This is a genomic window from Serratia sp. K-E0102, from assembly GCF_029962625.1.
GTDB lineage: Bacteria > Pseudomonadota > Gammaproteobacteria > Enterobacterales > Enterobacteriaceae > Serratia > Serratia sarumanii.
The window spans coordinates 2,051,979-2,078,179 of record NZ_CP124754.1; the positions used below are offsets into that span (position 1 = coordinate 2,051,979).

Here is a 26,201-nt window from a genome sequence, read left to right on the forward strand (position 1 = left end):
CGTTTAGGCACCGGTGGCCGCCAGCGCTTCCGGCAGCGTCGGGTAGAACTGCAGGCGGCCCTCTATCGGTTGCACCCGCGCGCGCGCCAGGGTTTTCAGCGGCTGGAACGGCACGTCGGTGATCACCAGCTTTTTGTCCGCCGGCAACTCGTCGATAAAGCGCCGCAGGGCGCTCAGGCCGCCGGCGTCGAGCACCGGCACCGCATCCCACTGCAGCACGATCGTGCGGTAGCCTTCGCTGCGCGCCAGCAGTTCGGTAAAGATGCGCTCGGCGGCGGCGAAGAACAGCGGGCCGTTCACCCGCAGCACCAGGCGGCCGTGGTCGGCGCTCAGCTCACTCAGCTTTGTCATACGGGCGATACGGCGCATAAACAGCAGCGACGCCAGCACGATGCCCACGGTAATGGCGATCACCATGTCGAACAGCACCGTCAGCGACATGCACAGCAGCAGCACCAGAATGTCGTCCTTCGGCGCCCGGCGCAGCAGGTAAACCACCTTGTGCGCCTCGCTCATGTTCCAGGCGACCATCAGCAGCAGCGCCGCCATCGCCGCCAGCGGCAGGTAAGAGAGCCACGGCGCCAATACCAGCAGCGCCAGCAGCACCAGCAGCGCGTGGATGATGGCGGACACCGGCGAGGTGGCACCGGCGCGCACGTTGGCCGCCGAACGGGCAATCGCGGCGGTGGCGGTAATGCCGCCGAAGAACGGCGCGATGATGTTGCCCGCGCCCTGGCCGATCAGTTCGCTGTTCGAGTTGTGCTTCTTGCCGGTCATGCCGTCGAGCACCACCGCGCACAGCAGCGATTCGATCGCGCCGAGCATCGCCATCGAAAACGCCGCCGGCAATAGGGCGGAAACGGTTTGCCAGCTCAGGGTGAACGGCTGCCCGCCGCCGCCCGGCAGATCCCAGGGCAGCAGCAACTGCGGCAGGATCGGCGGGATGCCCTGGCCGCTGCTGCCGTCGGCCAGCAGGTAGCTGAAGCGCGAGCCGATGGTCGCCACCGGGTGATCAAACAGCGCCAGCAGCCCCATCAGCGCGGTGCCCGCCAGCAGCGCCGGCAGGTGGCCAGGCACCCGCAGGCCGAGCTTGGGCCAGAAGATCAGGATCAAGAGCGTCACCGCGCCGATCAGGGTATCGCCGAAATCCAGCGTCGGCAGCGCCTGCAGCAGGGCGTGCAGTTTGCCGACGTAATTTTCCGGCGTGTGCGCCAGCTGCAGGCCGAAGAAGTCCTTGATCTGCATGGTGGCGATGGTGATGGCGATGCCGGAGGTAAAGCCGAGCGTCACCGGCAGCGGAATGTACTCGATCAGCCGGCCCAGGCGCGCCAGCCCCATCAGCAGCAGAAATACTCCGGAGATCAGCGTGGCGACCAGCAGGCCGGCCAGGCCGAACTGCTGCGAAACCGGATACAGGATCACCACGAAGGCGGCGGTGGGGCCGGAGACGCTGTAGCGCGAACCGCCGCTGACGGCGATGACGATGCCGGCGATGGCGGCGGTATACAGGCCGTATTGCGGTGGCACGCCGCTGGCGATCGCCAGCGCCATCGCCAGCGGGATGGCGATAATACCGACCGTCACCCCGGCGATAGCGTCTTTCAGCAACCGCGCCAGGCTATAAGGTTCCCGCCAGCAGGCGTCTATCAGCGCGCTGAAGGGGCGAATTTTGTTTATTTCATGCGTTTTCATCTACGGTGCGTACCAAATCTTCAAAAGTGAAAGGAATGGCGGGCCCGATGAGGTCCGTCTTGTCACGTGACAGATACCATACGCCTTTTGCTCAGCGGATTACCAGACCTGTATCAATTTGGCGCAGGAAATCGGAGAGTCGCCCTTTTGTTTGGCGCTAAATGCCGATAACAGATAAGTCAGCCGCAGATTCTGCGGCTGAAAAGGAAAGGAATAATCGAGGTTTTAACGGCTAGTGGAGTTCGGGCAGGGATAAGCCGAGAAAGTTCGCTAAAGTACTCACCAGCAGCTGATGGTCTTCTTTCTGCGGCGCGCCGGAAATGCTGATGCTGCCGACGCAGCCGAGGCCGGTCAGAGTGAGCGGGAAGGCGCCGCCGTGCACCGAATAGTCGCGCACGCTCAGCCCGTAGCGTTCCTCCAGCGACGTTTGCCGCTGCTGCAGGCGCAGGCCGATGGCGTAAGAGCTTTTGTGAAAATGGTTCACCAGATTACGCTTGCGCCTCACCCAGTCGGCAATGTCCGGCGTGGCGCCCGGCATGGCGTAATAAAACAGCGTTTGCCCGGCCAGTTGGATCTCGATGGCGATGCTCAGGCCGCGCCGCTCGGCGGCGGTTTTCAGCGCCGCACCCAGTTCCCAGGCGGTGGCGGCGTCAAAATGGGTAAAGGCCAGCGTCGCTTCCTGTTCGCTGAGCGCCTGCAGTTCATCGTCGATATTCATGCGGTTCTCCCCCAATAACACAGGGCACAGAGTAGCCTGAAGCGCCTGGGTAGGGATAGAAGGCTTGGCGATAAGATAGAACCGCCCGGCCGCAGCCGGGGATGGGAGTGTGCGCCCCGGCGAGCGGGGCGCGTGGCCTCAGGCCGCCAGCGTGTGTTCGCGGAAGGCGTCCAGCAGCTCTTCGGTGAACGTCAGGCGTTTTTGGCGATCGGCCAGATCGAGCGTGAACTTCAGCTTGCTCGGGCCGTCCAGGCGGTAAACCTGCGGATTGCCCTGCAACAGGCCAATCAGATAACCGGGATCGACGCGGTTGTTGTCGCCGAACTCGATAAAGCCGCCGCGCTCGTTGCTCTCGATGCGTTTGATGCCCAGCTTCTGCGCATGCAGGCGCAGCGCCGCGCACTGCAACAGGTTGCGTGCCGCGTCCGGCAACTGACCGAAGCGGTCGATCAGCTCGACTTTCAGCTCATCCAGCTCGCCGTCGCTCTTCGCGCTGGCGATGCGCTTGTACAGCGACAGGCGGGTATTGACGTCGGGAATGAAATCTTCCGGCAGCAGCGCCGGCATGCGCAGTTCCACCTCGGTCTGGCTGCTGGTGAGATCTTCCAGCGACGGTTCGCGGCCATTTTTCAACGCATCGACGGCGCTTTCCAGCAGCTCCATGTAGAGCGAGAAGCCGACGGTGGTCATCTGGCCGCTCTGGTCTTCGCCCAGCAGCTCGCCGGCGCCGCGGATCTCCAGATCGTGGGTCGCCAGCGCGAAACCGGCGCCGAGATCTTCCAGAGACGCGATGGCCTCGAGCCGTTTATGGGCGTCGGTGCCCATGGCTTTCGGGTTCGGCGTCAGCAGATAGGCGTAAGCCTGGTGGTGCGAGCGCCCGACGCGGCCGCGCAGCTGGTGCAGCTGCGCCAGGCCGAAGCGATCGGCGCGCTCGATGATGATGGTGTTGGCGCTGGGAATATCGATGCCGGTTTCGATGATGGTGGTACACACCAGCACGTTGAAGCGCTGGTGGTGGAAATCGTTCATCACCCGCTCCAGATCGCGCTCGCGCATCTGGCCGTGGCCGATGGCGATGCGCGCTTCCGGCACCAGCTCCGCCAGGCGCTGCGCCGCTTTCTCGATGTTTTCGACGTCGTTGTAGAGGTAGTAAACCTGGCCGCCGCGCAGCACTTCGCGCAGGATCGCCTCGCGCACCACCAGGCTGTCGTATTCGCGCACGAAGGTCTTCACCGCCAAGCGGCGCGCCGGCGGGGTGGCGATGATCGACAGATCGCGCATGCCGCTCATCGCCATGTTCAGGGTGCGCGGGATCGGCGTGGCGGTCAGCGTCAGGATATCGACGTCGGCGCGCATCGCCTTGATGCGCTCCTTATGGCGCACGCCGAAGCGGTGCTCTTCATCGACGATCAGCAGCCCCAGGTCTTTCCAGCGCAGATCGCTCTGCAACAGCTTGTGGGTGCCGATGATGATATCCACCTTGCCTTCTGCCGCGTCGTCCAGCACCTGCTGCTGCTCTTTGGCGCTGCGGAAGCGCGACATCATCTCGATGCGGATCGGCCAGGTGGCGAAGCGATCGCGGAAGTTGTCGAAGTGTTGCTGCGCCAGCAGGGTGGTCGGCACCAGCACCGCCACCTGCTTGCCGTTTTCCACCGCCAGGAAGGCGGCGCGCATCGCCACTTCGGTTTTGCCGAAGCCGACGTCGCCGCACACCAGGCGATCCATCGCCAGCGGCTGACACATGTCGCTCAATACGGCATTGATCGCCTGTTCCTGATCCGGCGTGGTTTCGAACGGGAAGCTCTGGCAGAACAGCTGATACTGTTCGCGGTTGTGTTTGAAGGCGAAACCGGCCTTGGCGGCGCGCTGGGCGTAGATATCCAGCAGCTCCGCCGCCACGTCGCGCACCCGCTCGGCCGCTTTCTGCCGCGCGCGCGTCCAGGCGTCGCCGCCCAGTTTGTGCAGCGGCGCGTTTTCGTCCGCGCCGCCGGCGTAGCGGCTGATCAGATGCAGCGAAGAAACCGGCACGTACAGCTTGTCCTCACCGGCGTAGGAGAGGATCAGGTATTCGGCCTTGATGCCGCCGGCCTCCAGCGTGGTCAGGCCGACGTAGCGGCCGACGCCGTGCTCCAGGTGCACCACCGGCTGGCCGGGATGCAGCTCCGCCAGGTTGCGGATCAGGGTATCGGTGTTGATGGTGCGCCGGTTGTCCTGCCGGCGGCGGCTGACGCGCTCGCCGAGCAGATCGCTTTCGCAGATCAGCGCCCGCCGGCGCAGGCCGTCGAGGAAGCCGTGTTCGGCGGCGCCGACCATCATGTAACGGCCCGCCGTTTCCGTCTGATCGAGGCGTTGAATCAGCGCCGGCGCCAGCTTGATGCGGCCGAGCAGATCCTGCAGCGTTTCACGCCGCCCCTCGCTCTCGACGGAGAAAATCACGCTGCCGTCGAAGCCTTCGATAAAGCGCCGCAGGTTATCCAGCGGGGATTTATGCTGCGCCTGCACCGCCAGATCGGGCAGGGCGTGGTAGTCCAGATTGGTATTGCCGGCCTTGGCCGGCAGCTCATCGGTTTTCAGCGCGATGCGCGGCCAGGCCTTCAGCTCGCCGAACAGCGCGTCGACGCGCAGCCACAGCGTATCCGGCGCCAGCAGCGGGCGCATCGGATCGACGCGGCGGCTTTCGTAACGCTGGTTGACGTCTTGCCAGAAGCGCTCGGCGGCACCCTCCAGATCGCCGGTATTGACGATCAGCGTGTTGGCCGGCAGGTAGCTGAACAGCGACGGCAGCGGCTGGCTGAAGAACAGCGGCTGCCAGTATTCGATGCCGGCCGGCCAGGCGCTTTTGCTGACCTGCTGATAGATGTGTTCGGCGTCGCGGCGCACCTCAAACTGCTCGCGCCACTGGCTGCGGAACAGCTCGATGGCGTTCTTGTCGGTGGGGAACTCGTGAGCCGGCAACAGATTGATGGCCTCGACTTCGCTCAGCGTGCGCTGGGTATCGACGTCGAAGATGCGCAGGCTGTCGATTTCGTCATCGAAAAAGTCGATGCGGTAAGGCTCATCGCTGCCCATCGGGTAAAGATCGAGCAGCGCGCCGCGGGTGGCGAATTCGCCGTGCTCCATCACCTGATCGACGCTGCGATAGCCGGCCTGTTCCAGCTGCGCGCGCAGCTTGTCGCGCGACAGGCGCTGGCCTTTCTTCATCACCAGCGCGTGGCCGTGCAGGAACTCGTGCGGGCAGACGCGCTGCATCAGGGTATTGACCGGCAAAATGATCACGCCGCGCGCCATGGTCGGCAGATGATACAGGCTCGACAAACGATCCGAGATGATTTCCTGATGCGGCGAGAAGCTGTCATACGGCAGGGTTTCCCAGTCGGACAGCGTGGTCACCATCTGGTCGGTGAACTGCTGGATCTCGTCGCGCAGCCGCAGGGCGTTTTGCATGTCCGGCGCGATCAGCATCACCGGGCCAGGGTGGCGTTCGACGATCTCGGCGCACTCCACGGCGCAGGCCGCGCCGGTCAGTTGCCCCAGCTGGCGCAGATCGCCTGCGCGATCGGGCAGAGAATAACGAGGGGATGAGGAACGGTTACGGCTATCGGAAGTGCTCATTCAGGTATCTTTAATCAATGTGTTAGAGGGCGTTCCGGCACGGATAACCCAGCGCCTTTATGCTGTTTATAGTAGCCCAGCGGCCGGCAAACTGACACAGCAAAAAGCGCTGCTCATCGCTTTTTTGCCGATTATTTAACCGGTTGACGCCGTCGACTTTTTGCGGCGACGGGGCAATATTGCGCTCATCTGCCGCCGCCGTTCTCCTCTGCGCCACGCAATAAAAGGCCGTCGGGTGTTCCCTAAACGAGGGAGAGCCTTTATCATCCATGATCACTTTGCTTAAGCCACGGCTATCAAACGGATTTCATGTATCAACCTGTCGCGTTATTCATTGGCCTGCGCTACATGCGCGGGCGAGCCTCAGACCGCTTCGGGCGGTTTGTTTCCTGGCTTTCCACCATCGGCATTACGCTGGGGGTGATGGCGTTGGTCACCGTGCTGTCGGTGATGAACGGATTCGAAAAGGATCTGGAGAACAACATCCTCGGCCTGATGCCGCAGGCGTTGATCACCAGCCCGCAAGGATCGGTCAACCCGCAGCAGCTGCCGGCCTCCGAGGTGCAGAAGCTGCAGGGCGTCACGCGCGTTGCGCCGCTGACCACCGGTGACGTGGTGCTGCAAAGCGCCCGCAGCGTGGCGGTCGGGGTGATGCTCGGCGTCAATCCCGACGAGGCCGATCCGCTGACCCCGTATCTGGTCAACGTCAAGCAGCAGCAGCTGCAGCCGGGCCAATACAACATCATCATCGGCGAACAGCTGGCGGGGCAACTCGGCGTCAAACGCGGCGATTCGCTGCGAGTGATGGTGCCGAGCGCCAGCCAGTTCACGCCGATGGGCCGCATTCCCAGCCAGCGCCTGTTCACCCTTATCGGCACCTTCCACGCCAACAGCGAGGTGGACGGCTATCAGCTGCTGGTCAACCAACAGGACGCTTCGCGCCTGATGCGCTACCCGGCCGGCAACATCACCGGCTGGCGCCTGTTCCTGCAGCAGCCGCTGGCGGTCGATACCCTCAGCCAACAGGCGTTGCCGGCGGGCACGGTCTGGAAAGACTGGCGCGATCGCAAGGGCGAGCTGTTCCAGGCGGTGCGCATGGAGAAGAACATGATGGGGCTGCTGCTCAGCCTGATCGTGGCGGTGGCGGCGTTTAACATCATTACCTCGCTCGGCCTGCTGGTGATGGAGAAGCAGGGCGAGGTCGCCATTCTGCAGACCCAGGGGCTGACCCGCCGCCAGATCATGTCGGTGTTTATGGTGCAGGGCGCCAGCGCCGGCATCATCGGCTCGCTGCTCGGCACGCTGCTCGGCGTGTTGCTGGCCACCAACCTGAATAACCTGATGCCGATCCTCGGCGCCCTGATCGACGGCGCTTCGCTGCCGGTGGCGGTCGATCCGCTGCAGGTGACGATCATCGCCGTGGTGGCGATGGCGGTTTCCCTGTTGTCCACGCTTTATCCTTCATGGCGCGCTGCCGCCGTACAACCCGCTGAGGCTTTACGTTATGAGTAACCATCTTTTGCTGCAGTGTGACAACCTGTGCAAGACCTATCAGGAAGGCAATCTGCACACCGACGTGCTGCGCAACGTCAGCTTTGCCATGCAGCAGGGCGAGATGATGGCGATCGTCGGCAGCTCGGGTTCCGGCAAGAGCACCCTGTTGCACCTGCTGGGTGGACTGGACTCGCCGACCTCCGGCGAGGTGATCTTCAAGGGCGCATCGCTGAACGCCATGTCTTCGGCGGCCAAGGCCGAGCTGCGCAACCGCCAGCTCGGCTTCATCTATCAGTTTCACCATCTGCTGCCGGACTTCACCGCGCTGGAAAACGCCGCAATGCCGCTGCTGATCGGCGGCGCCAAACCGGCGCAGGCGCAGGAGAAGGCGCGGGAGATGCTGGCGGCGGTCGGGCTGGAAAAACGCAGCAAGCACCGCCCGTCCGAGCTTTCCGGCGGCGAGCGTCAGCGCGTGGCGATCGCGCGCGCGCTGGTCAATAATCCGGCGCTGGTGCTGGCGGACGAACCGACCGGCAACCTGGACAAACGCACCGCGGACAGCATCTTCGATCTGCTGGGCGAGCTGAACGTGCGTCAGGGCACCGCTTTTCTGGTGGTGACGCACGATCTGCAGCTGGCCAAGCGCCTGAGCCGCCAGCTGGAAATGGCCGACGGCCACCTGCAGGCGCAGCTGACCCTGATGGGGGCCGAGTAATGGCGGGAGCCTCACTGTCCTTCCTGACGGCCCTGCGTTTCAGCCGCGGCCGTAAACGCGGCGGCATGGTGTCGCTGATTTCGGTCATCTCCACCATCGGCATCGCGCTGGGGGTGGCGGTGTTGATCGTCGGCCTGAGCGCGATGAACGGCTTTGAGCGCGAGCTGAAAAACCGCATTCTGGCGGTGGTGCCGCACGGCGAGCTTTGGCCGGTCAATCAGCCGTTCAACGGCTGGCCGTCGATTCTGCAGCGGGTGGAGAAGGTGCCGGGCATTGTGGCCGCCGCGCCGTACATCAACTTTACCGGCCTGATGGAGAACGGCGCGCAGCTGCGCGCGGTGGAAGTCAAAGGCGTGGATCCGCAGCAGGAGAGCCGGCTGAGCGCGCTGCCGCAGTATGTGCAGGGTGATGCCTGGGCCAACTTCAAGGCCGGCGAACAGCAGGTGATCCTCGGCAAGGGCGTGGCCGACGCGCTGGGCGTGAAGCAAGGCGCCTATGTGACGGTGATGATCCCCAACAGCGACCCGGAAATGAAGCTGCTGCAGCCGAAGCGCATTCGCCTGCACGTGACCGGCATTTTGCAGCTCAGCGGCCAGCTCGATCACAGCCTGGCGCTGGTGCCGCTGGCCGATGCGCAGCAGTATCTCGACATGGGTGACAGCGTCACGGGTATCGCCCTCAAGATGAACGACGTGTTCGCCGCCAACAAACTGGTGCGCGACGCCGGCGAAGTGACCAACGCCTACATTTACATCAAGAGCTGGATCGGCAAGTACGGCTACATGTACCGCGATATCCAGATGATCCGCGCCATCATGTATCTGGCGATGGTGCTGGTGATCGGCGTGGCCTGCTTCAACATCGTTTCCACGCTGGTGATGGCGGTGAAAGACAAAAGCGCCGACATCGCGGTGCTGCGCACCCTGGGCGCCAAAGACGGCTTTATCCGCGCCATCTTCATCTGGTATGGGCTGCTGGCCGGGCTGCTGGGCAGCCTGAGCGGCGTGGTGATCGGGGTGATCGCCTCGCTGCAGCTGACCAACATTATCCGGGGCATCGAGAAACTGGTCGGCCACTCCTTCCTGTCGGGCGATATCTACTTCATCGACTTCCTGCCTTCCGAGCTGCACTGGCTGGACGTGCTGATCGTGCTGGCGACCGCCATCGTGCTGAGCCTGTTGGCCAGTTGGTATCCGGCGAGGCGCGCCAGCCGCATCGATCCGGCGCGGGTGCTCAGCGGACAATAAAACCTACGGGGAGGCAGCGATGCCGCCCCGTTTTTTTAGCCTGGGGATGGGTTATGTACTACGGTTTCGATATGGGCGGCACCAAGATTGAGCTGGGGGTATTCGACGACAACCTGCAGCGCATTTGGCAAAAACGGGTGCCGACGCCGCGTGAAGACTACCGGCAGCTGCTGGCCACGCTGTGCGATCTGACCCTTGAGGCGGATGCGTTCTGTGGCCGGCGCGGCAGCGTCGGCATCGGCATTCCGGGCTTGCCCAACGACGATGACGGCACGCTGTTTACCGCCAACGTGCCGGCGGCGATGGGGCGGCCGTTGCCGCGCGATCTGGCGGCGCTGATCGGGCGCGAGGTGCGCGTCGACAACGACGCCAACTGCTTTGCGCTGTCGGAGGCCTGGGACGACGAGTTTCGCCGCTACCCGACGGTGCTGGGCATCATCCTCGGCACCGGCGTTGGCGGCGGCCTGATCGTCGATGGCAAGACGGTGCCTGGGCGCAACTATATCGCCGGCGAGTTCGGCCATTTGCGCCTGCCGGTGGACGCGCTCGAAGTGCTGGGGCGTGATGTGCCTCGCGTCGCCTGCGGGTGCGGCCACCAGGGTTGCATTGAAAATTACATATCGGGCCGCGGTTTCGAATGGATGTACGCCCATTTCTATGGCCGGCACTTGCCCGCCACCGAGATCATTGCGCATTATCAGGCGGGTGAGGCGCAGGCGGTGGCTCACGTCGACCGCTTTATGGACGTGCTGGCGATCTGCCTGGGCAACCTGCTGACGGTGCTGGATCCGCACCTGGTGGTGATCGGCGGCGGGCTGTCGAACTTCGACGCCATTTACCAGGCGTTGCCGCAGCGGTTGCCGGCGCACCTGCTGCGGGTGGCCCGGCTGCCGCGCATCGAGAAGGCGCGCTATGGCGACGCCGGCGGCGTGCGCGGCGCAGCGTTCCTCAATTTGGTAAACAGGGAAAAGTAAGGAGAGAGTTAATGCACACTCGCCATCGGCTGTGTCAGTTTCGCAAGAGTAAGCATGTGCTGCATCAGCGCTTTCGTTCACGCATTTTTCACCGTGACACCATGGCGGCGGCCGAGCTGAAAAAGCCGTTTGTGGTGGTGTTGACCGGGGCCGGCATTTCGGCCGAGTCGGGCATTCGCACCTTCCGCGCCGCGGATGGGCTATGGGAAGAGCACCGGGTGGAGGACGTCGCCACGCCGGAAGGTTTTCAGCGCGATCCGGCGCTGGTGCAGGCGTTTTACAACGAACGCCGCCGCCAGCTGCAGACGGAGGAGATCGCCCCGAACGCCGCGCACCGCGCGCTGGCTGATCTGGAAGAGTGGCTGGGGGAAAACTTCCTGCTGGTCACGCAAAACATCGATAACCTGCATGAGCGCGCCGGCAGCAAGCGGGTGCTGCACATGCACGGCGAACTGCTGAAGGTGCGCTGCACCCAGTCGGGGCAGGTGTTCGAATGGCCCGGCGATCTCAGCGTTGACGACCGTTGCCACTGCTGCCAGTTCCCGGCGCCGCTGCGGCCGCACGTGGTGTGGTTCGGCGAGATGCCGCTGGGCATGGACGACATTTACCAGGCGCTGAGCAAGGCCGATTTCTTCGTCGCCATCGGCACCTCCGGCCACGTCTACCCGGCGGCCGGCTTCGTGCATGAGGCGCGGCTGGGCGGCGCCTACGCCATGGAGCTGAACCTGGAGCCAAGCCAGGTGGAGAGCCAGTTCGACGAGAAGCACTACGGCCTGGCCAGCGAAGTGGTGCCGCGCTTTGTGCACAAGTTCCTGGTGGGCAAGGTGGCGCGGGCCGACAGGCCCTGAGAAAGGCATCAGGGCGCACTGCGCGCCCTGATGGGATGGCGGGGCGTATTAGCGCCCGGCTTTCAGCTTTTGGAAGTAGCTTTCATACAGCGTGCTGGCATCGCCGACGTCGTTTTGCCACTCGCCGTGCTCAATCACCGCCTTGTCCGGGTAGAGTGACTTGTCGTTGGCGATCTCCGGCGACAGCAGCTTTTTCGCCGCCAGGTTCGGCGTCGGGTAACCAATGGTTTCCGCCACCTGCACCGCGATTTCCGGCCGCAGCAGGAAGTCTATCAGCTTCAGCGCCCCCTCGACGTTGCGCGCGTTGGCCGGAATGGCCAGGCTGTCCATCCAGAAGATCCCGCCTTCCTTCGGCCAGACGATCTCAAGCGGCGTGCCGGCCTGGCGCGCCACGAAGGCCGAACCGTTCCACACCATACCGACGTTGACTTCCCCTTCCATAAACGGGTTGCCCGGGTTGTCGGAGTTGAAGGCCAGCACGTTCGGCATCAATTTCTGCAGTTCGTGATAGGCGGCTTCGATCTCTTTCGGGTCGGTGGTGTTGCCGGAATAGCCCAGCTTGAGCAGCGCCATCTGGAACACTTCGCGCGCGTCGTCGGTCAGCAGCAGGCGGCCCTTGTACTGCGGCTGCCACAGATCGGCCCAGGCGGTAACGGTAGAGGGATCCTGCTCGTCGCTGTTGACGCCGATGGCGGTAGCGCCCCAGATGTAAGGAATGGAATAGTCGTTGTTGGGATCGAACGGCTTGTTCAGCAGGGTAGGATCGAGATCCTTGAAGTGGCTGAGCTTGCTCTTGTCGATTTTTTGCAGCATGCCTTCCTTGCTCATCTTGGCGATGAAGTACGTGGAAGGCACCACCAGATCGTACGCGCCGTCTTTATAGGTCTTCAGCTTGGCGTACATGCTTTCGTTGGATTCATAGGTGGAATAAATCACCTTGATGCCGGTTTCCTTGGTGAACTGCTCCAGCAGCCCCGGCGGGACGTATTCAGTCCAGTTATAGAAGTACAGTGTTTTGCCGTCAGAGGCGTTTGCAGAGCAGATACTCAGCGCCATCATCCCGGCTGCGAGCAGATGTGACCACTTTTTCATGCAGCGTATCCTTCAGCAGTCGTGAGCCGAACCCGTATGAGCCGCCGTTTTCGGCCGCGCCATACCCCAGAAAGGGGCCATTATAGGGGGCGGGGCGGGGTGGGTAAAGGCGGTTATCCCGCAGGCAAATCAAGGGGTTTGGCGGCTTAAAGCGCATCACAATTTGATTGTCTCGCGCTGGACAGGCGGTGAAGCGCGTGCGAAACAATAATTTTGGCGAATAAACGAGGGCGGCGATGAATTTCAAACAGGTCTTCAGCCAGGCGGAGCTCAGCAAGACGGATCTGACGATTTTGCACTGCATTCTCGATAATCCGGACGCCTGCATCGACGACGGCATCCGCGCGGTGTCCGCACGCTGCTACAGTTCCCCCTCGACGCTGGTGCGGCTGGCCAAAAAGCTGGGCTTTCGCGGCTATCTCGAACTGGTCTATTTCATCAAATTCAACCTGACGATGGCGCCGGCCTATCAGGCGGAACGCGCTACGCCGGCGGCACCGCCGGCGCAGTTTCTCGATCTGCTCGACAGCGGCAAGATCCTGATCCACGGCAGCGGATTTTCGCAATTGGTGGCGCAGTATATGTACAACAAGTTTATGACGCTGGGCGTAGACAGTTACCTGTCGCTGTGGCCGGATTTCGACATTCTTGACCGTGAGACGCGCTTTCGCTTCGATATGGTGATCGTGATTTCAAAGTCGGGCAACAGCGGCTCGGCGCTGAGCTGGAGCGAGGCGGTGAAGCGTAACCGCATCCTGTTGGCGGCCTTCTGCGGCGATGGCGACAGCCCGCTGGCGCAGCAGGCCGACATGACCTTTCTGTTTGAGGACCGGCAAAAATACGATCACGATATCTACTATCCCAATCCGTTTTTCGGCCACTGTCTGTTGGGATTCGAGAATGTGATCACCGCCTGGTTTGAACGACGCGGCCGCTGACGGCCGCGCCGCGCCGTTTAGCGCCAGTGCCCGGCATACTGACGGTGGGCCTGCAGGTACTCCTCCACCAGCGTTTTCGCCAGCGAGTAGGAGTTGACCAGCGGGTGCACCATCAGCGCCTTGATGGCCAGCTGGCGGTTACCGGTCAGGATCGCCGCCACCGCCAGCCGTTCGTACTCTTTCACCTGCGAAATCAGGTTCTTCTGGGTGTCGGGAATATCACGCATTTTGACCGGCTGAATGCCGGCGCTGCTCAATTCGCAGCTGATTTCGATCACGTCTTCCGGGTGCAGAAAATCGAGCGTGTCGCGGTTTTGCATCGATACCACCACGCGTTTTTGCCGGCCGCTGTTGACCGCCTCCAGAATATCGATCGCCACCCCGGCATAGCCGCCGCTGTCAGGCTGTTCGATAAACTGTTGCAGCGTCAGCATCTCACGCGTTTTCACCTTGTCCTGGCTGGACTCGCGCTGCATATAGGAATTTTCGCGCTGCAGGTAATGGCTGAAGTAGACAGAGAAGGCGTGCTCCAGCTGACGGGGGATGTCCAGCTCGCCCAACGCCGACAGCATTTGGCGGTTGATCGCCGCGATTTGTTCGCCGCGGGTCTCGCCGCCCTCGACGATGGCGGCGATCGCCTGCTCACGGTAGTAGTAATAGTAGAGATACTCGTTGAGCATCAGGTTGTCCGACAGCGCCACCAGCTCCGGCGAGAAGTATTTCATGCAGGTTTCGCGATACAGGCGCGGATCCGCCAGCAACCGTTCCGTGACCGGCTCGCCGTTGACGCGCGCATTGCGGAACCAGGAAAGGTGATTGAGGCCGAAGCAGTCGACGCTCAGCTGGTCTTCGCGGCAGTCCAGCAGTTCGGCCAGTTCGCGGATGAACTCGCTGGGGGCGTCGCAGATGCCGTAGACCCGGCGCTGGAAGCCGGATTTGATGATCGCCTCGGTCACCATGCCGGAAGGATTGGTGAAGTTGAACAACACCGCGTCCGGCGAGGAAAGCTGCTCGATCAGGCGGCAATAGTCGAGGATCGCCGGAATCGAACGCATCGCCATGGCGAAGCCGCCGGCGCCGGTGGTTTCTTGCCCGAGCAACTGGTGATTGAGCGCGATGCGCTCGTCATGGATGCGGCCTTCCTCGCCGCCGATGCGCAGGGTGGTGATGATGTAGTCGGCGCCTTGCAGCGCCTGGCGCGCATCGCTGCTGAGGCTGAAAGCAATGTCGCCGCGAATGCGCTGGAATACGCCCTGCGCCAGGGCGCCGTAGATCGCCAGATGGCGCTCATCGGTATCCATAAACACCACTTCGGTAATGCCGATGCGATGGGCGTTATAGGCGATGGATTTGGCGAGGAACGGGGAACGCACGCCGCCGCCGCCGAGAACGGTTAATTTCATTCGATATCTCCCATTAATAAAGCGTTAGAGTGCCGCTAAATATTTCTCTACCTGATTTTTGACCTTGCCGACCGTGACGCCGTAAATCACCTGCACTTCACGGCGATTCTTCACCACGCCTTTGGCGCCGGTGCTTTTCAACGCGGCTTCATCCACCCGCGCCATATCCTTTAATTCCACCCGCAGCCGGGTGAAGCAGTTGTCGACGGAAATAATGTTTTCCTTGCCGCCCAGCGCGCGAATAATGATGCCGCTCAGCTCGTCCGGGTTATTTTTGCGGTTCCGGTAATCCTGTTTGGAATAGAGTTTGACGTCCTGATCATCTTCGCGGCCCGGCGTCTTCAGATTGAGCTTCAGCACCAGCGTTTTGAACACCAGGTAATACACCGCAAACTGCACCAGACCGATGACCACATACAGCGGCCAGCGGGTGAGGGAGACCGGCAGCGGCAGGTTATAGGCCAGGAACTCGACCAGCCCGCTGGCGCCCCAGGGGCGCACCTGGAACAGGTTGCAGGCCACCTGCGACAGCGCGGTCAACACGGCGTGGATCACCCACAGCAGCGGAGAGATAAACAGGAAGGTGAACTCTATCGGCTCGGTGATGCCGACCAGGATCGAGGTGGTGATGGCCGGGATCAGAATCGCCTTGGCCAGCATTTTCTTTTCCGGTTTGGCGGTGTGATAGAAAGCCAATGCCGCGCCCGACAGGCCGAAGATGGTCACCATCCCTTGCTGCGAGAAGCGCAGCGCCTCGTTCATCAGCGGCGAGATGCTCGGGTCGCGCATATAGGCCAGGAAAATTGCCTGCGAGCCGGAGACGGTCTGGCCGTCCTGCACGATCGAACCGCCGATGCTGGTGAGCTGGAACGGCGACCAGATAAAGTGGTGCAGCCCGGTGGGGATGAGGAATTTTTCGAAGAAGCCGTAGACGAAAACCCCGAGCGAGCCGGAGCTTTTCATAAAGCCGGTCAGCGCGATCAGGCCCTGTGAGATGGCCGGCCACAGGTAGCTGAAGGCGACGGCGTACAGCATGATGATCGGCGTCATGGCGATCAGCACCAGTTTGGCGCCGCCGTAGACCGAGAACACGCCGTTGAGCTCGACGTTGCACAGGCGGTTGTGCACCCAGGCGATGGTGACGCCGAGGATAAGACCGAGAAAAATGCCCATATCCACCACGGTAAAGCCCAGCAGTTCCGTCTGCCCGGTGCCGTAATATTCGCCGTTGATCTTGGCCGCGACGTGGCCGCTGAGCTGCAGATAAGACGAATTGGCGCCGAGGAACATGATAAAGCACATCACCGCAACCAGCGCCGCTTCGCTTTTTTTGTCTTTGGCCAGGCCGTAGGTGATGCCGATGCAGAAAATCAGCCCGAGATTGCCGAATAACGGCCAGAAGGTATCGCCGATCATTTTACCGATAGAGAACACGGCGGAATGTTCATTGATAAGTGTGGCATTGGTGAGAATAGAACTGAGCGCCAGAATCAGACCGATCACCGGCAGGAAAAATATCGGCCCCATCATGGCTTTGGAGAAAAGCTGCAGCTTGCTTAAGATATTATCGATAATACCTTTCATGGCAGTTCCTTTTATATTTTAATGGATGACGACGTTGCTGAATAAACTCCCTGGAAGCGAGAAAAAAATAAGGCACCTTGCCTGGGTTCAGTTATAGGGGGAAGTTTTCGCCGCTGCAATCGGCGGGGCGGAAATAGGCACCGATGGTCAGGGAGTGACAACCGGTGCCGGTTGTGAAGGGGATCACAACCGGGCGCCGCAGCGCCCGGCGGGGAGGATTATTCGGCCTTGGGCGCGCGATCGCGCATCACCCACTGGCTGGCGATCACCAGCACCAGCGACAGCAGCAGCAAAATGGTGGCCAGCGCGTTGACCTCCGGCGAGACGCCGACTTTCACCATCGAATAGATCTTCAGCGGCAAGATCTCGTAGCTCGGGCCGGTAACGAAGGAGGAGACGACCACGTCGTCCATCGACAGGGTGAAGCTCAGCAGCCAGCCGGCCGCCACCGCCGGCATCGCCAGCGGCAGGATGATCTTGCGCAGAATGGTGAACTCGCTTGCGCCGAGATCGCGCGCGGCCTCCAGCATCTTCACGTCGAAGCCTTTCAGGCGCGCGTAGACGGTCACCACCACGAACGGCAGGCAGAAGGTGATGTGCGAGAACAGCAGCGACCAGAAGCCGAGCGAAATGCCCAGCAGCATGAACAGCACCAGCAACGAGATGGCCATCACGATGTCCGGTGACATCATCACCACGAACAGCATGCCGCCGACGAACGGCTTGCCGCGGAAGCGGTAGCGGTACAGCGCCACCGCGGTCAGCGAGCCGATCAGCGTAGCGAAGGTAGCGGAGAGCACCGCCATGGTCAGCGAATGGCCGGCGGCCTGCAGCAGGCTGTCGTTGTTGAGCAGCGTGCTGTACCACTGGGTGGTGGCTCCTTGCCAACTGATGCCGAAGCGCGAGGCGTTGAAGGAGTTGACGATCAGGATGACGATCGGGATATACAGATAAGCGTATACCAGCGCCATAAAGCCGCCGCGCAGCAGACGTCCGATCATGCCAGATCCTCCTTCTTGTTCAGCAGGCGGGCGGCCCGGTAATAGACCAGCAGCAACAGCCCCATCACCAGCGTCAGGCAGATGCTGGTGGCCGCGCCGAACGGCCAGTCGCGGATATTGAGGAACTGGCTTTTAATCACGTTGCCGATCAGCAGATTCTTGGCGCCGCCCATCAGATCGGCGACGAAGAACAGCCCCATCGCCGGCAGCACCACCAGCAGGCAGCCGGCGATAATGCCCGGCATGGTCAGCGGCACGATGATGCGGATAAAGGTCTGCAGCTTGCCGGCGCCGAGATCGCGCGCCGCCTCCAGGCAGGACTTATCGAGCTTTTCGATGCTGGAGTAGAGCGGCATCACCATAAATGGCAGCAGGATATACACCAGGCCGAGGATCACCGCTTCCGAGGTGTACATGATGCGCAGCGGCTTGTCGATGACGCCGATCCACAGCAGCGCGTCGTTGAGATAGCCGCGGGTGCTGAGAAACAGCTTCAGGCCGTAGATGCGGATCAGCGAATTGGTCCAGAAGGGCACGATCAGCAGAAACAGCAGCAGCGGCCGCACCTTCTGCGGCAACCGCGCCAGGATAAAGGCGAACGGATAGCCGATCGCCAGGCAGCACAGGGTGGCGATCAGCGCCATGTTCAGCGAGTGCAGCAGCACCTGGGCATACAACGGATCGAACAAGCGCCGGTAGTTGTCCAGCGTGAACACCATCTGCACCAGATTGGCGTCGTCGCGGGTCAGGAAGCTGGTGGCGATGATCATCAGGTTCGGCATGAACACGAACAGCAGCAGCCAGGCGACGACGCCGACGATCACCACATTCTGGAAGACTTTACGCGATTTCTTCATCGGCCAGCACCACCTCCCAGCTTTCAACCCAGGTCACCGCCATCTTCTGATTGAGCGAGTGATCGACGTCCGGATCGTCTTCGTTGAAGAACTCGCTGACCATCACCGTTTTACCGCTCTCCAGCTCGACCACCGATTCCAGCGTCATGCCTTTGTAGTTGCGCTCGCGCACGTAGCCGATCAGCCCGTCGTGCTGCGCGCTGTCGTTCACTTCTTCCACCCGCAGGTCTTCCGGGCGCAGCAGCACCTTCAGCTTTTGGCCCGGCTCCACCGGCAGATCGGCGTAGATGTCGCACTCGCGGCCCTCGACGTTGGCGCGCACCCGCTGCGGATCGAGGCGCTGCAAGACCACCGCGTCGAAAATGTTGATCTCGCCGATGAAGCTGGCGACGAACAGGTTCTTCGGCTCTTCGTAGATCTCGCGCGGCGTGCCGTCCTGCTCGATGCGGCCTTCGCGCATCACCACGATGCGATCCGACATGGTCAGCGCTTCTTCCTGATCGTGGGTGACGAACACGAAGGTGATGCCCAGCTTGCGCTGCAGCGCCTTCAGCTCGTTCTGCATCTGTTTGCGCAGCTTATAGTCCAGCGCCGACAGCGATTCGTCCAGCAGCAGCACCTTCGGCTTGTTGACCACCGCGCGGGCGATGGCCACGCGCTGCTGTTGGCCGCCGGAGAGCTGGCCCGGCCGCCGCTGGGCGAAGGTATCCAGCTGCACCATGCGCAGCGCCTCTTCGACGCGCGGCGTCAGTTCCGCCGCCGGCACCTTTTGCATGCGCAGGCCGAAGGCGACGTTGTCGAACACTGACATGTGCGGAAACAGCGCATAGCTCTGAAACACGGTGTTGACGTGGCGATGCTCGGCCGGAATGGCGGTGATGTCCTGGCCGTCGAGCACGATGCGGCCCAAATCGGCGTCTTCCAGACCGGCGATCAGGCGCAGCACCGTGGTTTTGCCACAGCCGGAGGGGCCGAGAATGGTGAGGAATTCGCCGTGGTTAATCGTCAGTTCGAGATCGGCAATGATGGTTTTGCCATCGAACGCTTTGCTCAGGGCATGCAGTTCAACAAGGGGTGCTCGAGAGGATGTCTCAGTCATTTATCGTATTACTCTATCCCGTGGGCTAATGCAGATAGAACCGCAACTGGAAAAGACTGCCGGAGCTTGCGGGATGCCCGCTGATCAAATGAAGCTCAAACCAGTTGCGCCAATGGAAATTTTTCGAGCGCGCATGATAGACGCTGAATGCCGGAATTGAAAGCCGATCCGGCCCAGATGCCGCGTTTTTCATCATGATAGCGACAAATGACCCTGTGATGACAGTGTTATTTCCCTCAGAAATCATCACAAAGATTAATGATATTGGCGAATTCTGGTTAAAAATGACCTGACGCAATATTTGATCCTGATCGGTTCCGCATAATGAAACGCGATATTCTGAGGGGCCGCTACCATGGACAAATTACTTGACCGCTTTTTCAACTACGTCTCTTTCGACACCCAGTCCAAAGCGAACGTAAAGCATGTGCCGAGCACCGACGGGCAGTTGAAGCTGGCGCGTGCGTTGCAGCAGGAAATGATCGCGCTCGGCTTCGAGCGGGTGTCGCTCAGCGAACACGGTTGCGTGATGGGCACCTGGCCGGGCAACGTCGCCTGGCCGGTGCCGGCGGTCGGTTTTATCGCCCATTTGGATACCTCGCCGGATTTCAGCGGCAAACACGTCAATCCGCAGATCGTCGAGAACTATCGCGGCGGCGACATCGCGCTCGGCATCGGCGATGAAGTGCTGTCGCCGGTGATGTTCCCGATCCTGCACCAGATGCTGGGGCAAACCCTGATCACCACCGACGGCAAAACGCTGCTGGGCGCCGACGACAAGGCCGGCATCGCCGAGATCCTCACCGCCATGGTGCGCCTGCGCGCGCGCAAAATCCCGCATGGCGACATCCGCGTAGCCTTCACCCCGGACGAGGAGGTAGGCAAGGGGGCGCAGCTGTTCGACGTGGCGGCCTTCAATGCCGAATGGGCTTATACCGTGGACGGCGGCGGCGTCGGCGAGCTGGAGTGCGAGAATTTCAACGCCGCCTCGGTGACGATCAAAATCCTCGGCAACAGCGTGCACCCCGGCAGCGCCAAGGGCGTGATGGTCAACGCGCTGTCGCTGGCCACCCGCATTCATCAGGCGCTGCCGGCGGACGAAGCGCCGGAGACCACCGAAGGCTACCAGGGCTTTTATCACCTCAGCAGCATCAAGGGCAGCGTGGAGCGCGCCGAAATGCACTATATCCTGCGCGACTTCGAGCGCGAAGGATTCGAGGCGCGCAAGCGCAAGATGGTGGACATCGCCCGTGAGGTCGGCAAAGGCCTGCCGCGCGATTGCTATATCGAAGTGAGCATCGAAGACAGCTATTACAACATGCGCGAACAGGTGGCGGAGCACCCGCACGTGATTGCGCTGGCGCAGCAGGCGATGCGCGACTGCGACATCGAACCGGTGATGAAGCCGATCCGCGGCGGCACCGACGGCGCGCAGCTGTCGTTCCGCGGCCTGCCGTGCCCGAACCTGTTCACCGGCGGCTACAACTACCACGGCAAGCACGAGTTCGTGACGCTGGAAGGCATGGAGCAAGCGGTGGCGGTGATCATGCGCATCGCGGCGCTGGCCGCCGAGCGGGCGCGGTAAACGCCTTCGTTCCCCGGCCGGCTTGCGCCGGCCCGCATTCCCTTTTCTGATACGCCCGGCGTGCTCAGCGCGCCCGCCGTTCTCTTATCGTTCCCTGCCTCATTGTTGTCCCCTTGACCATACAACCCGTGGTGAGGGAATCCCGTTATCCTCAGAGATAGAGTGCTGGTTATGCATACAGGATTGCTGTGTGCTTAACCGGTTTTACAGCTTCGGTGCGGTGAGCCCAGTGGCCAGGGAATGCTGGGGGAATGAGCGCTGTTAACCGCCATCAAACAGGACGTAAGAGGGTAATAATCATGGCAGAAGAAAAGAAAAATGCTCAGGTGATTAACGGCGTTAACGACGATATTGCCGAACTGAAATCGCTGTCTACGCTGCGCCAGCGCGTGGTCAGCGACGGTGAAATCGTCTCCAAATCGGCCAACGGTTTTCGGCTGGCAAATGGCAATACCGGTGTGATGCTGCGTAATGATGGCGAGGCTTTCTACTTACTGACAACTCAGGCTGGGCAAGCTCAAAACGGACAATGGAACACCTCGCGTCCTTTCGCTTTCAGCCTGGCTTCCGGCAGGGTTGCACTCGGCAACGGCGTTGATATTTCCGGTGGTGCGATGGTATCGCATGACGCGGGTATAGGGGCTGTGACCACTGGACCCACTCCCCTGATAAATGGGCAGGCATACAACGCACCGTATATTCATACGCGCTTCGTCACCAGCGGAGTCAGTTCTTCTATGATGATGGGCGCGCGGATTATCCCCGGGAAAGAAGATACGGGATTACTGGCTTATAGCGACCTTGCGGGACGCTGGAATGAAATTCAAGTAAAGGCGAACAGCGAGCTCTCTGCCGGGCAACTGACAAAACGTAACGGCAATGGCTGGATTGTCGCTGCCGGCAATATTGACGTTTCAGGTAAAGCAGAACGTATTACCAATGGGGTGCGTCTTCAGGGAAATGGGGATCTGAGCGCAGATATTTATCATATTGAACACATTAGCCAATACCATGCCATGGCATTCCATGTGGCCAACGGCGGGGCGCAAGGATGGTATGAGTTCCGGAATAACGGTCATGCCTACACCAACGGCGCCTGGAACAGCAGCTCCGATGCCCGCATGAAAACGGACATCACCCAAATCGAAGGCGCATTGGACAAACTAGCCCGCATCGGCGGCTACACCTACCTCAAACAGGGCGTGCCGGAGGCCGGGGTGATCGCTCAGGAAGTGGAGAGCGTATTGCCGCAGTCGGTAACCCAAACCGAATTGAAGCTCAACGACGGCAGCGTACTGAAGGATGCGCGGGGCATCAATATCAACGGCGTGGTGGCGTTGCTGGTTGAGGCGCTTAAGGAAGAGCGAGCGGCCCGAGAAGGGTTGGAATCGCGGTTGGCGGCGTTGGAAGCCAGGATTTCAACATCTCAAAATGTTTGAGCTGCGGCCAATTGACGATGTTTTCAACGGAGTAATTATTGCGGCTGAATAATGCAGTATTTGCTCCGCCTGCCTTGAGCAAGGAGAAAGATATGGGCGGATTTAACTATGGTGGTGGAAAAGGGGATGGGACTGACTGGAGTTCTGAAAAAGGAGATACTCCCGAACCCGGTGGCGGCTCCAATGGCAATGGCGGTCGAGACAGTGGCAACGACAACTCTCAGGCGGGTGCTTTCCAACGCCAGATGACCGCAGTGCTGAATGATCCAGCGATTAAAAGCATGCTGGCGGATTTGCAAAAGCGGGCTCTGCGCATTAGTCCATCGGCGAAAGTTGAGTTAGTCAGTGTAGATGCCCGCGGTCTGCTGAGTATAAGCCTTTCGGGTATGCGTCGAGAGCAGTCTCTCGCCGTAGAGATGGCTTTCCAGTCAGTGCGACCGCGAATCAAAGGGGATTTAATATCTTCATTTACCACCAGCGAGGGCACAGTAAATGAAAATACGCATTATTTAGGAAAGGTTGAAACCGGCTACCGACTCGGTGATTACGAGCGTGGGCCCAGCGGTAACAATGGTGATGCCAATACGGTGGCGGAAAACAACGTTACGTTTAGTGCCTATTCCTCTGTTTTTCAAGGGAAGATACCACCGGGCTATTGGCTGAATAACAATAAAGTCATGACTGAGGTTGTGATTGAGTATGAGATTAACGGTGGGGGGAAAGGAGACAGTCGGACGGGGTACCGAAAAACCACAGTAGAAGTTCCTTCGCTTACCCGTGCTTACCAACAGTGGCAACAGATGCTTAAGGATGTCGCTGAGGAACAGCGGAAAGCAGAAGAAGCCCGCAAGGCCGAAGAAGCTCGTAAGGCCGAAGAGGCCGGCAAAGCCGAAGAAGCTCGTAAGGCTGAAGAGGCCCGCAAAGCTGAAGAAGCTCGCAAGGCTGAAGAGGCTCGCAAAGCAGAAGAAGCCCGCAAGGCTGAAGAGGCCCGCAAGGTGGAAGCCGCAAGAAAAGCGTTGTTCGCCAAAGCGGGGATTCTGGATGCACCGGCATACTCCCCGGAAAAGCTTAAGGCAGCGAACGCTGCGCTGACAGCTGCAGGCGCCGTGGTGCTCAACCGTGCGCCCGCGATGCTGCAGACGTCGATAGTCGGGCAAGGTGTGATGACGACCACGAGCGAACTGGCTGGCTGGGCAGCCAGTGCGTCGTGGCGGGCGGCCTACGAAGTTGGCAGTATACGCGCCGGCACCGTAGTCGCCGCCGGATCGGTGCTGGGGGCTTTTGCCCTCGGCTTCTACCCGACGGAGGTCGGTGCAGGGAGCGATCGGGTGCCAGGGCGGGATGTCAATCTGTTTGCCCTCCAGGCGAGCCTGGCGGCGGCGGGCAGGGCGATCATCCAGCCCGGCATGACCTCGGTCGATTTGCCGGTGCGCGGATTTATCACCACTGACGATGACGGGAGACAGAGCGTCAACTTCGTCAGAACGGGCGTCGGCGGCGTATCGCCGAGCGTGCCGGTATTCAGACCCGTTCGCGATGAGCTGACGGGGCTGGACAAAATCACGCTGCCCGCAATGGCGGGGGTGCCGGCGAGGACGATACTGATTAACCCGGTGCCGACCGGGCCGGCCGCGCCGCCGCATACCGGCAACGGCTCACCGGGGCCCAAATCGCCAGTGCATACCGGCACCGGCATCAGGCAGGCGGACAGCATCGTGGTCACCACCTTCCCGGCGGATGTGGTGCAGGATCTGCAAGACTTTATCCTGTGGCAGCCGGATGCGACGGAGATTGGTGTAGAGGCCATCTATGTGATGGTGAGCAAGCCCTATGGTGAAACCAACGCCAGGGGCAAATACAGCGGTCGTGAATACAACACCAATAAAGCTGGAGGCCCCATCCAGAATCTGGATTGGAAAGGGGCCAGCATCGACCGTGCCGGCGTGGATAAGGTGAAGTTGCATACTGGGCGTTTTACAGAGTCGGACGCTAACAAAGTGATGATTGGCCGCCTGGAAAAGATCTTGAAGGGAGAACTGCCCCCGACCGATACTGACAGGCGATTTTATACACATGAGATCAGGGAATTGGAGCGTTATCGCAATTTGGGTATTAGAGATGGCTCTGTGCCAGATAATCAAGGGGAAGTGTGGAATAATACGCATACTGCGACGTTGGAAGATTATCAATTAGGCAACAGCGAGGCTTTGCTCTATACGCAGGAGGCTTTAGACGCTGCTGAACAACAAGAGTTGAGGATGCTAAAATGATTGATTTAGAACGCTTGGCAAAAGAAGAAAAAATTTCTGACGTCATTGCCTTTTTGGTGAGAAATGAGGATGGGTTTGGTTATCCCCAAATGGATCGATTCTTTAGTCGCCATAATTTCGCAGTAATTGGGAATGGTGAATTCAGGCGGGTGTTCGAACAGTTACGTCAGAATGGTGTTATTGAATGGGGCGACAAAATGCTTGTTAAAAAAGGCCCCAACTGGAAAGAGCCGAAATTCGTAACCGAGAAAAAATACGGTATCGAATAGCCGTGGTTATGGTCTGATTCGTGCATTTTTAACCCCCAGCAAACGAAATTTTGTTGGGGGTTTCCTTTTTTGGAAGGTGGGGGGCACCATAACGCGAGTCTTGTGCCGGGTGGCAAAAGTAGCGGTCCTCGCTCTTTTTGTCGCCTGGGCTAACGTGCGGATACTGTAGTTAAAACGGGACGCTTGCGATTATCATAATCGCTTGCCGCAACAAGGCGTTGCTCATAGTGTGGAAGCACATTCCCCACGCATAAGGACCGCATGATGAGCACCGAATACCGTATCGCCAGCCCGCATTTGGCGCAGTTCGTTCAGGCGATTTGGCGCCAGGCCGGCAGCACGGCGCGCGAAGCCGAGCTGGTGGCCGATCATCTGGTGCAGGCCAATCTGGCCGGGCACGACTCACACGGCGTCGGCATGATCCCCAGCTACATGGCGTCGTTGGCGCAGGGGCAATTGCAGCTCAATCAGCACGCCGAAGTGGTGCGCGACGCCGGCGCGGTGCTGACGCTCGACGGTGCGCGCGGTTTCGGTCAGGTGGTGGCCAGCGAAGCGATGGCGCTGGGCATCGAACGCGCCGGCAAGCTGGGCCTAGCGGCGGTGGCGCTGCACAACGCGCACCATATCGGCCGCATCGGCCATTGGGCGGAGCAGTGCGCCCGCGCCGGTTTTATCTCGATTCACTTCGTCAACGTGGTGGGCGATCCGATGGTGGCGCCGTTCGGCGGCAACGATCGCCGCTTCGGCACCAACCCGTTCTGCGCCATTTTCCCGCGGCCGGGCCGCACGCCGCTGCTGTTGGATTTCGCCACCAGCGGCATCGCCTTCGGCAAGACTCGGGTGGCCTATAACAAAGGGTTGTCGGTGGCGCCGGGCTATCTGATCGACGAACACGGGCGGCCGACTGCCGAACCGAAGGTGATGCACGAAGCGCCGTTCGGTTCGCTGCTGCCGTTCGGTTTGCATAAGGGTTATGCGCTGGCGGCGATGTGCGAGATCCTCGGCGGCGCGCTCTCCGGCGGCCGCACCACCCACGCCGCCACGCTGAAAGCCGACAGCGACGCCATCTTCAACTGCATGACCACCCTGATCCTCGATCCTCAGGCCTTCGACGCCCCGCAAATGCAGGCCGAGGCCGAAGCGTTTATCGGCTGGGTGAAGGCTTCGCCGCCGAACGGCGAACAGCCGATCGCGGTGCCGGGAGAGTGGGAAGAGGCCAACCGCGCGGCGCGGCTGGAGCAGGGCATACCGATAGACGCCAATACCTGGCGGCAGATTTGCGCGGCGGCGGAGCAGGCGGGCATGACGGCGGGGGAACTGGCGGATTACCGCGCGCAGGCGCGCCAGGGATAAAAAAAAGCCAC

General features: G+C 60.9%; 23 protein-coding genes. 11 read left to right on the forward strand and 12 right to left on the reverse strand.

Annotation, left to right across the window (positions count from 1 at the left end):
• Positions 1–3 precede the first annotated feature (3 nt).
• The 4 genes from dauA to SSARUM2_RS09870 form a co-directional block, all read right to left on the reverse strand.
• Positions 4–1,692 (reverse strand): C4-dicarboxylic acid transporter DauA, encoded by a 1,689-nt coding sequence (gene dauA / locus SSARUM2_RS09855; RefSeq protein WP_049211444.1) that lies wholly within the window; start codon positions 1,690–1,692, stop codon positions 4–6.
• A gap of 232 nt (positions 1,693–1,924) precedes the next feature.
• Positions 1,925–2,410: a heme-degrading domain-containing protein gene (locus SSARUM2_RS09860; protein WP_033646386.1), complete on the reverse strand. Its 486-nt coding sequence runs from the start codon at positions 2,408–2,410 to the stop codon at positions 1,925–1,927.
• A 138-nt stretch (positions 2,411–2,548) separates the two neighbouring features.
• Positions 2,549–6,022, reverse strand: coding sequence for a transcription-repair coupling factor (mfd, locus tag SSARUM2_RS09865; protein WP_047567961.1), 3,474 nt, complete (start codon positions 6,020–6,022; stop codon positions 2,549–2,551).
• Between the two features lie 22 nt (positions 6,023–6,044).
• Entirely contained in the window at positions 6,045–6,293 is a 249-nt protein-coding gene (locus SSARUM2_RS09870; protein ID WP_060430037.1) for a hypothetical protein, read from the reverse strand.
• 38 nt (positions 6,294–6,331) lie between these two features.
• On the opposite strand from SSARUM2_RS09870, the gene lolC reads away from it, so the two are divergent.
• The 5 genes from lolC to cobB are packed head-to-tail and all read left to right on the forward strand — an operon-like array spanning position 6,332 to position 11,300.
• The gene (lolC, locus tag SSARUM2_RS09875; RefSeq protein WP_060452862.1) at positions 6,332–7,534 is read left to right on the forward strand and encodes a lipoprotein-releasing ABC transporter permease subunit LolC; all 1,203 of its coding nucleotides are present in this window, start codon (positions 6,332–6,334) and stop codon (positions 7,532–7,534) included.
• Positions 7,527–8,231, forward strand: coding sequence for a lipoprotein-releasing ABC transporter ATP-binding protein LolD (gene lolD, locus SSARUM2_RS09880; protein WP_033638178.1), 705 nt, complete (start codon positions 7,527–7,529; stop codon positions 8,229–8,231). Before lolC ends, lolD begins: the two co-directional genes overlap by 8 nt.
• Positions 8,231–9,478: a lipoprotein-releasing ABC transporter permease subunit LolE gene (gene lolE, locus SSARUM2_RS09885; RefSeq protein ID WP_060452863.1), complete on the forward strand. Its 1,248-nt coding sequence runs from the start codon at positions 8,231–8,233 to the stop codon at positions 9,476–9,478. Before lolD ends, lolE begins: the two co-directional genes overlap by 1 nt.
• Positions 9,479–9,531: 53 nt before the next feature.
• Complete coding sequence (gene nagK / locus SSARUM2_RS09890) at positions 9,532–10,452, forward strand: N-acetylglucosamine kinase (RefSeq protein ID WP_060452864.1); 921 nt, start codon at positions 9,532–9,534, stop codon at positions 10,450–10,452.
• Between the two features lie 11 nt (positions 10,453–10,463).
• Complete coding sequence (gene cobB, locus SSARUM2_RS09895) at positions 10,464–11,300, forward strand: Sir2 family NAD+-dependent deacetylase (RefSeq protein ID WP_033638183.1); 837 nt, start codon at positions 10,464–10,466, stop codon at positions 11,298–11,300.
• A 48-nt stretch (positions 11,301–11,348) separates the two neighbouring features.
• On the opposite strand, the gene potD is transcribed toward cobB, so the two are convergent.
• Together potD and SSARUM2_RS09905 are read right to left on the reverse strand one after the other, a co-directional pair.
• A complete protein-coding gene (gene potD / locus SSARUM2_RS09900) occupies positions 11,349–12,392 on the reverse strand; it encodes a spermidine/putrescine ABC transporter substrate-binding protein PotD (protein WP_033638184.1) in 1,044 nt (347 codons plus the stop codon).
• On the reverse strand, positions 12,322–12,639 hold the full coding sequence (locus SSARUM2_RS09905) for a hypothetical protein (protein WP_125460748.1): 318 nt from the start codon (positions 12,637–12,639) through the stop codon (positions 12,322–12,324). Before SSARUM2_RS09905 ends, potD begins: the two co-directional genes overlap by 71 nt.
• On the opposite strand from SSARUM2_RS09905, the gene SSARUM2_RS09910 reads away from it, so the two are divergent.
• Positions 12,629–13,330, forward strand: a complete 702-nt coding sequence (locus tag SSARUM2_RS09910) for a MurR/RpiR family transcriptional regulator (RefSeq protein WP_033638186.1) — start codon at positions 12,629–12,631, stop codon at positions 13,328–13,330. The genes SSARUM2_RS09905 and SSARUM2_RS09910 overlap by 11 nt on opposite strands.
• A gap of 17 nt (positions 13,331–13,347) precedes the next feature.
• Here SSARUM2_RS09910 and SSARUM2_RS09915 read toward each other — a convergent pair whose 3' ends face one another.
• The 6 genes from SSARUM2_RS09915 to SSARUM2_RS09940 all read right to left on the reverse strand — a co-directional run bounded on the left by SSARUM2_RS09915 (position 13,348) and on the right by SSARUM2_RS09940 (position 19,572).
• Entirely contained in the window at positions 13,348–14,733 is a 1,386-nt protein-coding gene (locus SSARUM2_RS09915; RefSeq protein ID WP_041034743.1) for a glycoside hydrolase, read from the reverse strand.
• Between the two features lie 24 nt (positions 14,734–14,757).
• Entirely contained in the window at positions 14,758–16,317 is a 1,560-nt protein-coding gene (locus SSARUM2_RS09920; RefSeq protein WP_033638189.1) for a PTS transporter subunit EIIC, read from the reverse strand.
• A gap of 218 nt (positions 16,318–16,535) precedes the next feature.
• On the reverse strand, positions 16,536–17,318 hold the full coding sequence (gene potC / locus SSARUM2_RS09925) for a spermidine/putrescine ABC transporter permease PotC (RefSeq protein WP_033638190.1): 783 nt from the start codon (positions 17,316–17,318) through the stop codon (positions 16,536–16,538).
• Positions 17,315–18,175, reverse strand: coding sequence for a spermidine/putrescine ABC transporter permease PotB (gene potB, locus SSARUM2_RS09930; protein ID WP_033646379.1), 861 nt, complete (start codon positions 18,173–18,175; stop codon positions 17,315–17,317). Before potB ends, potC begins: the two co-directional genes overlap by 4 nt.
• Positions 18,159–19,274: a spermidine/putrescine ABC transporter ATP-binding protein PotA gene (gene potA / locus SSARUM2_RS09935; protein WP_033638194.1), complete on the reverse strand. Its 1,116-nt coding sequence runs from the start codon at positions 19,272–19,274 to the stop codon at positions 18,159–18,161. Before potA ends, potB begins: the two co-directional genes overlap by 17 nt.
• Before the next feature lie 25 nt (positions 19,275–19,299).
• The gene (locus tag SSARUM2_RS09940) at positions 19,300–19,572 is read right to left on the reverse strand and encodes a hypothetical protein (protein ID WP_101456414.1); all 273 of its coding nucleotides are present in this window, start codon (positions 19,570–19,572) and stop codon (positions 19,300–19,302) included.
• A gap of 57 nt (positions 19,573–19,629) precedes the next feature.
• On the opposite strand from SSARUM2_RS09940, the gene pepT reads away from it, so the two are divergent.
• From pepT to SSARUM2_RS09965, 5 genes are all read left to right on the forward strand, one after another.
• Positions 19,630–20,859: a peptidase T gene (pepT, locus tag SSARUM2_RS09945; RefSeq protein ID WP_004941154.1), complete on the forward strand. Its 1,230-nt coding sequence runs from the start codon at positions 19,630–19,632 to the stop codon at positions 20,857–20,859.
• Positions 20,860–21,158: 299 nt separating this feature from the next.
• Positions 21,159–22,298 (forward strand): tail fiber domain-containing protein, encoded by a 1,140-nt coding sequence (locus SSARUM2_RS09950; RefSeq protein ID WP_049196636.1) that lies wholly within the window; start codon positions 21,159–21,161, stop codon positions 22,296–22,298.
• A 92-nt stretch (positions 22,299–22,390) separates the two neighbouring features.
• Entirely contained in the window at positions 22,391–24,568 is a 2,178-nt protein-coding gene (locus tag SSARUM2_RS09955; RefSeq protein WP_225369062.1) for an S-type pyocin domain-containing protein, read from the forward strand.
• A complete protein-coding gene (locus tag SSARUM2_RS09960; RefSeq protein WP_033638197.1) occupies positions 24,565–24,837 on the forward strand; it encodes a hypothetical protein in 273 nt (90 codons plus the stop codon). The genes SSARUM2_RS09955 and SSARUM2_RS09960 overlap by 4 nt, the downstream gene beginning before the upstream one ends.
• Before the next feature lie 264 nt (positions 24,838–25,101).
• A complete protein-coding gene (locus tag SSARUM2_RS09965) occupies positions 25,102–26,190 on the forward strand; it encodes a malate/lactate/ureidoglycolate dehydrogenase (RefSeq protein ID WP_060438821.1) in 1,089 nt (362 codons plus the stop codon).
• Positions 26,191–26,201 lie beyond the last annotated feature (11 nt).

What these genes read in the sequence shown, in the direction of transcription:
- potB (WP_033646379.1), bottom strand. Translation starts at nt 18,175, where the DNA reads ATGAAGAAATCGCGTAAAGTCTTCCAGAATGTGGTGATCGTCGGCGTC.
- mfd (WP_047567961.1), bottom strand. Translation starts at nt 6,022, where the DNA reads ATGAGCACTTCCGATAGCCGTAACCGTTCCTCATCCCCTCGTTATTCT.
- SSARUM2_RS09860 (WP_033646386.1), bottom strand. Translation starts at nt 2,410, where the DNA reads ATGAATATCGACGATGAACTGCAGGCGCTCAGCGAACAGGAAGCGACG.
- pepT (WP_004941154.1), top strand. Translation starts at nt 19,630, where the DNA reads ATGGACAAATTACTTGACCGCTTTTTCAACTACGTCTCTTTCGACACC.
- SSARUM2_RS09870 (WP_060430037.1), bottom strand. Translation starts at nt 6,293, where the DNA reads ATGGATGATAAAGGCTCTCCCTCGTTTAGGGAACACCCGACGGCCTTT.
- potD (WP_033638184.1), bottom strand. Translation starts at nt 12,392, where the DNA reads ATGAAAAAGTGGTCACATCTGCTCGCAGCCGGGATGATGGCGCTGAGT.
- lolE (WP_060452863.1), top strand. Translation starts at nt 8,231, where the DNA reads ATGGCGGGAGCCTCACTGTCCTTCCTGACGGCCCTGCGTTTCAGCCGC.
- SSARUM2_RS09955 (WP_225369062.1), top strand. Translation starts at nt 22,391, where the DNA reads ATGGGCGGATTTAACTATGGTGGTGGAAAAGGGGATGGGACTGACTGG.
- potA (WP_033638194.1), bottom strand. Translation starts at nt 19,274, where the DNA reads ATGACTGAGACATCCTCTCGAGCACCCCTTGTTGAACTGCATGCCCTG.
- dauA (WP_049211444.1), bottom strand. Translation starts at nt 1,692, where the DNA reads ATGAAAACGCATGAAATAAACAAAATTCGCCCCTTCAGCGCGCTGATA.
- nagK (WP_060452864.1), top strand. Translation starts at nt 9,532, where the DNA reads ATGTACTACGGTTTCGATATGGGCGGCACCAAGATTGAGCTGGGGGTA.
- lolD (WP_033638178.1), top strand. Translation starts at nt 7,527, where the DNA reads ATGAGTAACCATCTTTTGCTGCAGTGTGACAACCTGTGCAAGACCTAT.
- SSARUM2_RS09960 (WP_033638197.1), top strand. Translation starts at nt 24,565, where the DNA reads ATGATTGATTTAGAACGCTTGGCAAAAGAAGAAAAAATTTCTGACGTC.
- lolC (WP_060452862.1), top strand. Translation starts at nt 6,332, where the DNA reads ATGTATCAACCTGTCGCGTTATTCATTGGCCTGCGCTACATGCGCGGG.
- cobB (WP_033638183.1), top strand. Translation starts at nt 10,464, where the DNA reads ATGCACACTCGCCATCGGCTGTGTCAGTTTCGCAAGAGTAAGCATGTG.
- SSARUM2_RS09965 (WP_060438821.1), top strand. Translation starts at nt 25,102, where the DNA reads ATGAGCACCGAATACCGTATCGCCAGCCCGCATTTGGCGCAGTTCGTT.
- SSARUM2_RS09950 (WP_049196636.1), top strand. Translation starts at nt 21,159, where the DNA reads ATGGCAGAAGAAAAGAAAAATGCTCAGGTGATTAACGGCGTTAACGAC.
- SSARUM2_RS09915 (WP_041034743.1), bottom strand. Translation starts at nt 14,733, where the DNA reads ATGAAATTAACCGTTCTCGGCGGCGGCGGCGTGCGTTCCCCGTTCCTC.
- SSARUM2_RS09920 (WP_033638189.1), bottom strand. Translation starts at nt 16,317, where the DNA reads ATGAAAGGTATTATCGATAATATCTTAAGCAAGCTGCAGCTTTTCTCC.
- potC (WP_033638190.1), bottom strand. Translation starts at nt 17,318, where the DNA reads ATGATCGGACGTCTGCTGCGCGGCGGCTTTATGGCGCTGGTATACGCT.
- SSARUM2_RS09910 (WP_033638186.1), top strand. Translation starts at nt 12,629, where the DNA reads ATGAATTTCAAACAGGTCTTCAGCCAGGCGGAGCTCAGCAAGACGGAT.